Origin of the sequence: Pseudomonas poae, assembly GCA_028869255.1 — a bacterium.
Lineage (GTDB): Bacteria > Pseudomonadota > Gammaproteobacteria > Pseudomonadales > Pseudomonadaceae > Aquipseudomonas > Aquipseudomonas poae_C.
The window spans coordinates 6,503,998-6,515,059 of sequence record CP110972.1; the positions used below are offsets into that span (position 1 = coordinate 6,503,998).

General features: G+C 54.6%; 19 protein-coding genes. All 19 read left to right on the forward strand.

Features of this window, described 5'->3' with window-relative positions; translation table 11 throughout:
* Positions 1-10 precede the first annotated feature (10 nt).
* The 19 genes from rplN to bfr all read left to right on the forward strand — a co-directional run bounded on the left by rplN (position 11) and on the right by bfr (position 10,996).
* Positions 11-379, forward strand: coding sequence for a 50S ribosomal protein L14 (rplN, locus tag LRS56_29550; protein WDU62782.1), 369 nt, complete (start codon positions 11-13; stop codon positions 377-379).
* A gap of 11 nt (positions 380-390) precedes the next feature.
* Complete coding sequence (gene rplX / locus LRS56_29555) at positions 391-705, forward strand: 50S ribosomal protein L24 (protein ID WDU62783.1); 315 nt, start codon at positions 391-393, stop codon at positions 703-705.
* A 22-nt stretch (positions 706-727) separates the two neighbouring features.
* On the forward strand, positions 728-1,267 hold the full coding sequence (gene rplE, locus LRS56_29560) for a 50S ribosomal protein L5 (protein ID WDU62784.1): 540 nt from the start codon (positions 728-730) through the stop codon (positions 1,265-1,267).
* 13 nt (positions 1,268-1,280) lie between these two features.
* Complete coding sequence (rpsN, locus tag LRS56_29565) at positions 1,281-1,586, forward strand: 30S ribosomal protein S14 (GenBank protein WDU62785.1); 306 nt, start codon at positions 1,281-1,283, stop codon at positions 1,584-1,586.
* A 208-nt stretch (positions 1,587-1,794) separates the two neighbouring features.
* Complete coding sequence (gene rpsH, locus LRS56_29570) at positions 1,795-2,187, forward strand: 30S ribosomal protein S8 (protein ID WDU62786.1); 393 nt, start codon at positions 1,795-1,797, stop codon at positions 2,185-2,187.
* Positions 2,188-2,199: 12 nt separating this feature from the next.
* Positions 2,200-2,733 carry a 50S ribosomal protein L6 gene (rplF, locus tag LRS56_29575; protein ID WDU62787.1) on the forward strand — a complete coding sequence of 178 codons (534 nt, stop codon included), beginning with the start codon at positions 2,200-2,202 and terminating at the stop codon, positions 2,731-2,733.
* A 10-nt stretch (positions 2,734-2,743) separates the two neighbouring features.
* Complete coding sequence (rplR, locus tag LRS56_29580) at positions 2,744-3,094, forward strand: 50S ribosomal protein L18 (GenBank protein WDU62788.1); 351 nt, start codon at positions 2,744-2,746, stop codon at positions 3,092-3,094.
* A 3-nt stretch (positions 3,095-3,097) separates the two neighbouring features.
* Positions 3,098-3,598 (forward strand): 30S ribosomal protein S5, encoded by a 501-nt coding sequence (gene rpsE / locus LRS56_29585; protein ID WDU62789.1) that lies wholly within the window; start codon positions 3,098-3,100, stop codon positions 3,596-3,598.
* A gap of 2 nt (positions 3,599-3,600) precedes the next feature.
* A complete protein-coding gene (gene rpmD / locus LRS56_29590; GenBank protein ID WDU62790.1) occupies positions 3,601-3,777 on the forward strand; it encodes a 50S ribosomal protein L30 in 177 nt (58 codons plus the stop codon).
* Positions 3,778-3,780: 3 nt separating this feature from the next.
* On the forward strand, positions 3,781-4,218 hold the full coding sequence (rplO, locus tag LRS56_29595; protein WDU62791.1) for a 50S ribosomal protein L15: 438 nt from the start codon (positions 3,781-3,783) through the stop codon (positions 4,216-4,218).
* The gene (gene secY / locus LRS56_29600; GenBank protein ID WDU62792.1) at positions 4,219-5,547 is read left to right on the forward strand and encodes a preprotein translocase subunit SecY; all 1,329 of its coding nucleotides are present in this window, start codon (positions 4,219-4,221) and stop codon (positions 5,545-5,547) included.
* Positions 5,548-5,575: 28 nt separating this feature from the next.
* On the forward strand, positions 5,576-5,692 hold the full coding sequence (gene rpmJ, locus LRS56_29605; GenBank protein ID WDU62793.1) for a 50S ribosomal protein L36: 117 nt from the start codon (positions 5,576-5,578) through the stop codon (positions 5,690-5,692).
* A gap of 129 nt (positions 5,693-5,821) precedes the next feature.
* Positions 5,822-6,178, forward strand: coding sequence for a 30S ribosomal protein S13 (gene rpsM, locus LRS56_29610; protein ID WDU62794.1), 357 nt, complete (start codon positions 5,822-5,824; stop codon positions 6,176-6,178).
* A 30-nt stretch (positions 6,179-6,208) separates the two neighbouring features.
* A complete protein-coding gene (gene rpsK / locus LRS56_29615) occupies positions 6,209-6,598 on the forward strand; it encodes a 30S ribosomal protein S11 (GenBank protein WDU62795.1) in 390 nt (129 codons plus the stop codon).
* 18 nt (positions 6,599-6,616) lie between these two features.
* Complete coding sequence (rpsD, locus tag LRS56_29620; protein ID WDU62796.1) at positions 6,617-7,237, forward strand: 30S ribosomal protein S4; 621 nt, start codon at positions 6,617-6,619, stop codon at positions 7,235-7,237.
* Between the two features lie 22 nt (positions 7,238-7,259).
* Positions 7,260-8,261: a DNA-directed RNA polymerase subunit alpha gene (rpoA, locus tag LRS56_29625; GenBank protein ID WDU62797.1), complete on the forward strand. Its 1,002-nt coding sequence runs from the start codon at positions 7,260-7,262 to the stop codon at positions 8,259-8,261.
* A gap of 41 nt (positions 8,262-8,302) precedes the next feature.
* A complete protein-coding gene (gene rplQ / locus LRS56_29630; GenBank protein ID WDU62798.1) occupies positions 8,303-8,689 on the forward strand; it encodes a 50S ribosomal protein L17 in 387 nt (128 codons plus the stop codon).
* A gap of 238 nt (positions 8,690-8,927) precedes the next feature.
* Positions 8,928-10,376, forward strand: coding sequence for a catalase (locus LRS56_29635; GenBank protein WDU62799.1), 1,449 nt, complete (start codon positions 8,928-8,930; stop codon positions 10,374-10,376).
* Between the two features lie 155 nt (positions 10,377-10,531).
* Positions 10,532-10,996 (forward strand): bacterioferritin, encoded by a 465-nt coding sequence (bfr, locus tag LRS56_29640; protein ID WDU62800.1) that lies wholly within the window; start codon positions 10,532-10,534, stop codon positions 10,994-10,996.
* Positions 10,997-11,062 lie beyond the last annotated feature (66 nt).

Sequence of the window (11,062 nt, forward strand, 5' to 3'; positions counted from 1 at the left end):
GAGAAATTATATGATTCAGACTCAATCCATGCTCGATGTGGCCGATAACAGCGGCGCTCGCCGTGTTATGTGCATCAAGGTGCTGGGTGGCTCCCATCGTCGTTACGCTGGTATCGGTGACATCATCAAAGTTACCGTGAAGGAAGCAATTCCTCGCGGTAAGGTGAAAAAAGGCCAAGTGATGACTGCTGTTGTAGTCCGCACTCGTCACGGCGTACGCCGTGCAGATGGCTCCATTATCCGCTTTGATGGCAACGCTGCTGTTCTTCTGAACAACAAGCAAGAGCCGATCGGCACCCGTATCTTTGGGCCAGTGACCCGTGAACTTCGTACTGAGAAGTTCATGAAGATCGTCTCGCTCGCCCCAGAAGTGCTGTAAGGAGATCCGACATGCAAAAGATTCGTCGTGACGACGAGATCATCGTGATCGCCGGCAAAGACAAAGGTAAGCGCGGTAAGGTGCTTAAGGTTCTCGCTAATAACCGTCTGGTTATCGGTGGTCTGAACCTGGTCAAGCGTCATACCAAGCCTAACCCGATGTCGGGCGTGCAGGGCGGTATCGTCGAGAAAGAAGCTCCGCTGGACGCTTCTAACGTCGCCATCTTCAACGGCGAAACCAACAAGGCTGACCGCGTTGGTTTCAAAGTAGAAGACGGTAAGAAAATTCGTGTCTTCAAGTCGACCCAAAAAGCGGTTGATGCTTGAACACTGCTAGGTAGATTAGACCATGGCACGACTACAAGAGATTTACCGGAAGGAAATCGCCCCTAAGCTTAAGGAAGAACTTAAGCTTGGGAACGTGATGGAAGTTCCGCGCGTTACCAAAATCACCCTGAACATGGGTCTGGGCGAAGCGATCGGTGACAAAAAAGTCATCGAGCACGCTGTTGCCGACCTGGAAAAGATCACCGGTCAAAAAGTCGTTGTGACTTACGCTCGGAAATCCATCGCTGGCTTTAAAGTCCGTGAAGGTTGGCCGATCGGTGTCAAAGTGACTCTGCGCCGTGAGCGTATGTACGAATTCCTGGATCGTCTGCTGTCGATCTCCCTGCCTCGGGTTCGCGACTTCCGCGGCCTGAATGCCAAGTCCTTCGATGGTCGTGGTAACTACAGCATGGGCGTGAAAGAGCAGATCATCTTCCCGGAAATCGACTACGACAAGATCGATGCTCTCCGCGGTCTGGACATCACCCTGACCACCACTGCCAAGAACGATGATGAAGGTCGCGCCCTGTTGCGTGCTTTCAAATTCCCGTTCCGCAACTGATTGGAGTAGGACCATGGCCAAGATGAGCATGAAAAACCGCGAGCTGAAACGTCAGCTCACGGTTGCCAAGTACGCCAAGAAGCGTGCAGCACTGAAAGCAATCATCGTTGATCTGAACGCAAGTCCAGAAGCGCGTTGGGAAGCTACAGTTGCTCTGCAGAAGCAGCCACGTGACGCAAGCGCTTCGCGCATGCGTAACCGCTGCCGCCTGACCGGTCGTCCACACGGCGTTTACCGCAAGTTCGGCCTCGGCCGTAACAAACTGCGTGAAGCGGCAATGCGTGGTGACGTACCAGGTCTGGTTAAAGCCAGCTGGTAAGTACTTTCGAAGTCCAGGCGGTCTGAATCGCAAGATACTGACCGCCGGTGACCTTGAATCTGGAACAAGCCCCTTTTGGGGCTTGTTTCATTTCCGGAGTATGTCTAAAATACGCGGCTCGCCTGAGCCCGTGTGTTTTAGGCCCGGAGATTCTCGGCGACATATGTAGCCGCAAGGCTAATTTTTTTGTATTAGGAGCGTCTAGCCCATGAGTATGCAGGACCCGTTAGCGGACATGCTAACTCGTATCCGTAATGCCCAGATGGCTGAAAAGTCCGTCGTAAGCATGCCATCTTCCAAGTTGAAGGTAGCTGTTGCCAAAGTCCTGAAAGACGAAGGCTACATTGCGGGTTATCAGATCAGCAGCGAAACCAAACCACTGCTGTCCATCGAGCTGAAGTACTTCGAAGGCCGTTCGGTCATCGAGGAAGTGAAGCGCGTTAGCCGTCCAGGCCTGCGTCAGTACAAGTCCGCTGAAGATCTGCCGAAAGTTCGTGGCGGTCTGGGCGTGTCTATCGTCTCCACCAACAAAGGTGTGATGACGGATCGTGCTGCGCGCGCTGCCGGTGTCGGCGGCGAAGTTCTTTGCACTGTGTTCTAAGGGGGGATAAGCATGTCTCGCGTCGCTAAGAACCCCGTTAAGCTGCCAGCCGGTGTCGAAGTCAAATTCGCAGGCCAACAGCTTTCGGTGAAGGGTGCCAAGGGCACTCTTGAACTGAACATCCATTCGTCCGTTGAGATCGTTGAAGAAGCTGGTGAGCTGCGTTTCGCTGCTCGCAATGGCGATCAACAAACTCGCGCAATGGCCGGTACCACGCGTGCGTTGGTAAACAACATGGTCCAAGGCGTAAGCCAAGGCTTCGAGCGTAAGCTCCAGCTGGTCGGTGTTGGTTACAAAGCGCAAGCAAAAGGCACGGTTTTGAACCTGGCCCTTGGCTTCTCGCACCCAGTGGATTACGAACTGCCGGAAGGCATCACCGCTGAGACTCCTAGCCAGACCGATATCCTGATCAAGGGCATCGATAAGCAACTGGTAGGTCAAGTGGCTGCTGAGATCCGCGACTTCCGTCCACCAGAGCCGTACAAAGGCAAAGGTGTGCGCTACGCGGACGAAGTCGTCCGTCGTAAAGAAGCCAAGAAGAAGTAGGGCATAGCAAATGACCGACAAAAAAGTTACTCGACTGCGTCGCGCTCGCAAAGCACGCCTGAAAATGCACGAACTCGAAGTCGTGCGTCTCTGCGTGTTCCGCTCGTCGCAGCACATCTACGCCCAGGTCATCTCGGCCGACGGCAACAAAGTCCTGGCAAGCGCCTCGACTTTGGATAAAGAACTGCGTGATGGTGCCACTGGCAACATCGACGCGGCCACAAAGGTTGGCCAGCTGGTCGCTACGCGTGCTAAGGCCGCTGGCGTCTCGCAAGTGGCTTTCGACCGCTCTGGCTTCAAGTACCACGGCCGCGTTAAAGCGCTGGCTGATGCTGCTCGTGAAGCTGGGCTGGAGTTCTAAGTTATGTCAAATAACGACCAAAAGCGCGACGAAGGCTACATTGAGAAGCTGGTTCAAGTTAACCGCGTAGCCAAAACCGTTAAAGGTGGCCGTATCTTCACTTTCACCGCGTTGACCGTGGTGGGTGATGGTAAAGGGCGTGTTGGCTTCGGCCGTGGCAAGTCGCGTGAAGTGCCTGCTGCGATCCAGAAGGCAATGGAAGCTGCTCGTCGCAACATGATCCAGGTTGATCTGAACGGCACCACTCTGCAGTACGCAATGAAGTCCGCCCATGGCGCTTCGAAGGTGTACATGCAGCCTGCTTCTGAAGGTACCGGTATCATCGCTGGCGGCGCTATGCGTGCTGTCCTCGAAGTTGCTGGCGTTCAGAACGTTCTGGCCAAGTGCTACGGCTCGACTAACCCGGTAAACGTGGTTCACGCCACTTTCAAAGGTTTGAAAGCTATGCAATCTCCTGAGTCCATCGCTGCCAAGCGTGGTCTGACTGTCAAGGAGATCTTCTGATCATGGCTACCGTTAAAGTAACGCTGATCAAAAGCATGACCGGCCGCATCCCTAACCACAAACTGTGCGTTAAAGGTTTGGGTCTGCGTCGCATCGGTCACACTGTAGAAGTCCTGGATACTCCCGAGAATCGCGGGATGATCAACAAGGCTTACTACATGCTGCGTGTAGAGGGTTAATCGATGAAACTCAATGATCTGAGTCCAGCGCCGGGTTCCCGTCGCGAAAAGCATCGTCCGGGCCGTGGTATCGGTAGTGGTTTGGGTAAGACTGGTGGCCGTGGCCACAAAGGTCAAACCTCCCGCTCCGGTGGCACCATCGCTCCAGGCTTTGAAGGCGGTCAACAGCCGCTGCATCGTCGCCTGCCTAAGTTCGGTTTCGTATCCCTGAAAGCCATGGACCGCGCAGAAGTGCGTCTGTCCGAACTGGCTAAAGTGGAAGGCGACATCGTTACTGTGCAGACCCTGAAAGATGCCAACGTGATCAACGTCAACGTACAGCGTGTGAAAATCATGCTGTCCGGTGAAGTGACTCGCGCTGTCACTATCGGCAAGGGAATCGGCGCCACCAAAGGTGCGCGTTCGGCTATCGAAGCAGCTGGCGGCAAGTTCGAGGAATAAATGGCTAAGCAAGGTGCTCTCTCAGCGCTCGGCAAAGGCGGTATGTCTGAACTTTGGGCTCGTCTGCGTTTTCTGTTCCTGGCGATTATCGTCTACCGAATAGGCGCACACATCCCGGTTCCAGGTATCAACCCGGACCGACTCGCAGACCTGTTTCGACAGAATGAGGGGACCATTCTTAGCTTGTTCAACATGTTTTCCGGCGGCGCGCTGGAACGGATGAGTATCTTTGCGCTGGGGATCATGCCGTACATTTCGGCATCGATCATCATGCAACTGATGACCGCCGTCAGCCCGCAGCTGGAGCAGTTGAAGAAGGAAGGTGAAGCTGGCCGTCGCAAGATTAGCCAGTACACCCGCTACGGCACTGTCATCCTCGCCCTGGTTCAAGCTATCGGCATGTCCGTTGGCTTGGCAGGGCAGGGTGTTGCGTTCACTGGTGACTTTGGCTTCCATTTCGTCGCAGTATCCACGTTTGTGGCTGGTGCGATGTTCATGATGTGGCTGGGTGAGCAGATTACTGAGCGTGGTGTTGGTAACGGTATCTCGATGTTGATTTTCGCAGGTATCGTCGCCGGTCTTCCGAGAGCGATTGGGCAGTCTTTCGAGTCTGCGCGTCAGGGTGATATCAATATCTTCGCCTTGGTTGCCATCGGTTTGCTGGCAGTAGCGATTATCGGTTTTGTGGTGTTCATTGAGCGTGGTCAGCGTCGTATTGCTGTTCACTACGCCAAGCGTCAGCAGGGCCGTAAGGTCTTTGCTGCGCAGACCAGCCACTTGCCGCTGAAAGTGAATATGGCCGGTGTTATTCCGGCAATTTTCGCGAGCAGCATTTTGCTGTTTCCGGCTTCGTTGGGTACCTGGTTTGGTCAGTCCGAAAATATGGGCTGGCTGCAGGACCTCTCTCAGTCGATCGCTCCTGGTCAGCCGTTGAATATTCTGCTGTTTAGTGCAGGGATTATTTTCTTCTGCTTCTTCTATACGGCGTTGATGTTCAATCCGAAAGACGTAGCGGAAAACCTGAAGAAGTCCGGTGCCTTTATTCCGGGCATCCGTCCAGGTGAGCAGTCTGCACGCTACATTGATGGTGTTCTGACTCGTTTGACCCTGTTCGGTGCTCTATATATGACGGCCGTCTGCTTGTTGCCCCAGTTCCTGGTGGTTGCAGCAAACGTTCCGTTCTACCTTGGCGGGACCTCGTTGCTGATCGTGGTCGTGGTTGTGATGGACTTCATGTCCCAAGTACAATCGCACCTCGTTTCGCACCAGTACGAATCCCTGATGAAGAAAGCCAACCTGAAGGGTTACGGCAGCGGCATGTTGCGCTGAGTACCCCATAAGGTTCGAGGAGTTGGTGATGAAAGTTCGTGCATCGGTGAAAAAGCTGTGCCGTAACTGCAAGATTATTCGCCGCGAAGGTGTTGTTCGAGTAATTTGCAGCGCGGAACCGCGTCACAAACAGCGCCAAGGCTGAGTGTGATCCGCTTGAAGCCCGGCAGCTAGTGCGCTGCCGGGTTGATTATTTGTTATTACAGCGATATTATCTCGCGCCCTATTTCTTGGCTTCCGGGGCGTAGGTAGCTGTCAATTGGAGTCCCACTGAATGGCCCGTATTGCAGGCGTTAACATTCCAGATAACAAGCACACTGTTATCTCGCTGACCTACATCTATGGTGTTGGTCGCACTACTGCGCAGAAAATTTGCGCAGTTGCTGGGGTAAACCCAGCCGCTAAGATCAAGGATCTGAGCGACGAGCAGATTGAATTGCTGCGTGGCGAAGTGGCGAAGTTCACCACTGAAGGTGATCTGCGTCGCGAAATCAACATGAAAATCAAGCGTTTGATGGACCTCGGTTGCTATCGCGGTCTGCGTCATCGTCGTGGTCTTCCAGTACGCGGTCAGCGTACCAAGACTAACGCGCGTACCCGTAAAGGTCCGCGTAAGCCGATCCGCAAGTAATCGCCCCAGCGAATCGACAGGAAAATTATCATGGCAAAACCTGCTGCTCGTCCTCGTAAAAAAGTTAAAAAGACAGTGGTTGATGGCATCGCCCACATCCATGCTTCTTTTAACAACACCATCGTGACCATCACCGACCGTCAAGGTAACGCGCTTTCTTGGGCTACCTCCGGTGGTTCGGGTTTCCGCGGTTCCCGCAAGTCCACCCCGTTTGCTGCTCAAGTAGCTGCTGAACGTGCTGGTCAAGCTGCGCTGGAATATGGCCTGAAAAACCTCGACGTTAACGTCAAAGGTCCAGGTCCAGGTCGTGAGTCTGCTGTCCGTGCTTTGAACGGCTGTGGCTATAAGATCGCCAGCATCACCGACGTGACGCCAATCCCGCACAACGGGTGCCGTCCGCCGAAGAAGCGCCGCGTGTAATCCAGGAGATTGTAAAGAATGGCTCGTTACATTGGTCCAAAATGCAAACTCGCTCGTCGCGAAGGCACCGATCTCTTCCTGAAGAGCGGCGTGCGCGCGATCGAATCGAAGTGCAACATTGAAGCAGCACCTGGTATCCACGGCCAACGCCGCGGTCGCCAGTCCGATTACGGCACCCAACTGCGTGAAAAGCAGAAGGTCCGTCGTATCTACGGCGTTCTCGAGCGTCAGTTCAGCGGCTACTACAAAGAAGCTGCTGGCAAAAAAGGTGCAACCGGTGAAAACCTGCTGCAACTGCTCGAATGCCGTCTGGACAACGTTGTATACCGTATGGGCTTTGGTTCGACTCGTGCCGAATCCCGTCAGCTGGTATCGCACAAGTCGATCAGCGTTAACGGTCAGACCGTAAACGTTCCGTCTTACCAGGTTCGTGCTGGTGACGTGGTCGCAGTTCGCGAGAAAGCAAAAAACCAACTTCGCATTGTCCAAGCTCTCGATCTGTGTGCCCAACGTGGCCGCGTAGAATGGGTAGAAGTAGACACTGAGAAGAAGTCGGGCGTTTTCAAGAACGTTCCTGCTCGCAGTGATCTGTCCGCCGACATCAACGAAAGCCTGATTGTCGAGCTCTACTCCAAGTAAGGGCTAGAAAATAGGTGCATCCATGCAGATTTCGGTAAATGAGTTCCTGACACCCCGCCACATTGATGTGCAGGTTGTCAGTCCAACCCGCGCCAAGATCACACTCGAGCCTCTCGAGCGTGGTTTTGGCCACACCCTGGGCAACGCGCTGCGCCGCATCCTGTTGTCCTCAATGCCCGGCTGTGCAGTAGTCGAGGCCGAGATTGACGGTGTGCTCCACGAGTACAGCGCCATCGAAGGTGTACAGGAAGACGTAATTGAAATCCTGTTGAACCTTAAAGGTCTGGCTATCAAGCTGCACGGCCGTGACGAAGTTACGCTGACCTTGTCGAAGAAGGGTTCGGGGGTGGTTACCGCTGCCGATATTCAGCTGGATCATGATGTCGAGATCGTTAACCCCGATCACGTAATCGCTAACCTGGCGTCTAACGGCGCCCTGAACATGAAGCTCACCGTAGCTCGTGGTCGTGGTTATGAACCGGCCGACTCGCGTCAGAGCGATGAAGACGAAAGCCGCAGCATTGGTCGCTTGCAGCTTGATTCTTCGTTCAGCCCGGTTCGCCGTATCGCATACGTGGTGGAAAACGCCCGTGTCGAGCAGCGTACTAACCTGGACAAGCTGGTTATTGATCTGGAAACCAACGGTACTCTGGATCCTGAAGAGGCTATCCGCCGCGCTGCAACCATTCTGCAACAGCAGTTGGCTGCGTTCGTCGACCTCAAAGGTGACAGCGAACCAGTGGTAATCGAGCAGGAAGACGAGATCGATCCGATCCTGCTTCGCCCGGTTGACGATCTGGAACTGACTGTACGTTCGGCTAACTGCCTTAAGGCGGAAAACATTTACTACATCGGCGACCTGATTCAGCGTACCGAAGTAGAACTGTTGAAGACTCCGAACCTGGGCAAGAAATCCTTGACTGAAATCAAGGACGTTCTGGCCTCCCGCGGTCTGTCCCTCGGCATGCGCCTCGACAACTGGCCGCCTGCAAGTCTTAAGAAGGACGACAAGGCGACTGCCTGATCGTCGTAATCACCGAACGTGAGTTTGGTAAGGAATGAACCATGCGTCATCGTAAAAGTGGTCGTCACCTGAGCCGTACCAGCTCGCACCGCAAGGCCATGTTCCAAAACATGGCGGTGTCGCTGTTCGAGCACGAGCTGATCAAAACTACACTGCCGAAAGCTAAAGAACTGCGTCGCGTTGCTGAGCCGCTGATCACTTTGGCCAAGACAGACAGCCTGGCTAACCGCCGTCTGGCTTTCGACCGTACTCGTTCGAAAGCTATCGTTGGTAAGCTCTTCAACGACCTGGGCAAGCGTTACGCTACCCGTGAGGGTGGCTACCTGCGCATCCTCAAGTGCGGTTTCCGCGCTGGCGACAACGCGCCTATGGCGTACGTCGAGTTGGTTGATCGTGCTACTGCCGGCGAAGCTGTAAGCGCCGAGTAAGACGACAAGCTGTAACGAAGAACCGGGCCTAGCGCCCGGTTTTTTGTGCGCGTAACAAAAGCGCGAAATGTACAAGCTTCTACAGGTAGCGCTCGGCACTATGGGCACTGGGGTTGTTGGTAGTTATTTTCTATTGATGCTTACAATTTAATGAATTTGTAGACGTCATGTTGATGATCAATAATCCCTCCAAGCCGATTAGCCGGCAGTTTCAAGTCCGACCTGAGGAAAATTGAGCATGAGCCAGAATAAAATCCTTACCACCGCCAGCGGCGCTCCCGTCGCGGATAACCAGAATTCCCGTTCCGCTGGCCCACGTGGCCCGTTGCTGCTCGACGACTTTCACCTGATCGAGAAGCTCGCTCACTTCAACCGAGAAAACATCCCTGAGCGTCGCGTGCACGCCAAGGGGTCGGGTGCCTACGGTACGTTCACGGTTACCCAGGACATCACTCAGTACACCAGCGCCAAGCTGTTTGAATCCGTCGGTAAGCAGACTCCGACCTTCCTGCGTTTCTCCACCGTGGGCGGTGAGCGTGGTTCGGCAGATACCGAGCGCGACCCACGCGGTTTCGCCCTGAAGTTCTACACCGAAGAAGGCAACTGGGACATCGTGGGTAACAACACCCCCGTGTTCTTCATTCGCGACCCATTGAAATTCCCTGACTTCATCCATACCCAGAAACGCCTGCCGCAAAGCAACCTGAAAAGCGCGCAGATGATGTGGGACTTCTGGTCGCACTCTCCAGAGGCGCTGCACCAGGTCACCATCTTGTTTTCCGACCGTGGTATCCCCGACGGCTACCGTCACATGCACGGCTTCGGCAGCCACACCTACAGCCTGATTAACGCCAAGGGCGAACGTCACTGGGTGAAGTGGCACTACAAGACCAAACAAGGCATCAAGAACCTGGCGCCGGCTGAGGCCGCACGCCTGGCCGGTACCGATCCTGACTACGCCCAGCGTGATCTGTTTGGTGCGATCGAGCGCGGTGACTTCCCGAAATGGCGCGTGTGCATTCAGATCATGACCGAGGCTCAAGCGAACGCTCATTACGAGAACCCGTTTGACGTGACCAAAACCTGGTCGCAAAAAGAGTTCCCGTTGATTGAAGTGGGTGAACTGGAGCTTAACCGCAACCCGCAGAACTACTTCGCTGAGGTAGAGCAAGCGGCGTTCGGTCCAAGCAACATGGTGCCCGGTGTTGGCCTGTCCCCTGACCGCATGCTGCAAGGTCGTGTATTCGCTTACGCGGATGCCCACCGCTACCGTGTCGGCACCAACCACCAGCAACTCCCGGTGAACGCGCCTCGTAGTCCGGTCAACAGCTACCAGCGTGACGGCTCTATGGCATTTGGCAGCAATGGCGGCGCAGCGCCCAACTACGAACCGAACAGCTACACCGATGCGCCGAAACAAGCACCTCAGTACGCTGAGCCTGCCCTGGCTCTGAGCGGCGCTGCAGATCGTTACGATCACCGTGAAGACACCGACTACTACAGCCACGCCGGTGCGTTGTTCCGCTTGATGAACGATGAGCAGAAAGCGTTGCTCACCAGCAACATTGCCGGTGCAATGGCTGGGGTTTCCAGTGATGTGGTTCAGCGTCAATTGCAGCACTTCTACAAGGCAGACCCTGCTTATGGAGACGCAATCGCAAAGGCACTGGGTGTATCGCTTAACTAACTCTAAACGATAAGCAGAACCGCCCTCATTTGGGCGGTTTTTGCGTTATTTCAGCTACTTTTCTCCGGAAATGTTCACTTTTCTGCCGTTGGTCCCGTGACCTTCGGGTCATCATGGTTCAAACTACAGACTTTCAAGCAGGGAGATGTAGGGCGATGCAAGGTCACCCCGACGTAATCGATTACCTCAACACGTTGCTGACGGGCGAACTGGCAGCTCGTGACCAATATTTCATCCATTCGCGCATGTACGAAGACTGGGGCTTTACTGAGCTCTACGAGCGTATCAACCACGAAATGGAAGAAGAGGCACAGCACGCCGACGCGCTGATGCGCCGTATCCTGATGCTCGAAGGTACGCCGCGCATGCGTCCCGACGACCTGGATGTGGGCACCACTGTCCCTGACATGCTCGCGGCCGATCTGCGCCTCGAGTACAAGGTGCGTGCCGCACTCTGCAAGGGCATCGAGCTCTGCGAGCAGCACAATGACTATGTCACCCGTGAAATCCTGCGGGTGCAGTTGAATGACACTGAAGAAGATCATACCTACTGGCTGGAAAAGCAGTTGGGCCTGATCAAGTTGATTGGCCTGGAAAACTACCTGCAATCGCAATTCTGATTCCCCGGCTACAAAAAAGCCCCTGTCACCGATGAGGTGACAGGGGCTTTTTATTGAGCCCGATAA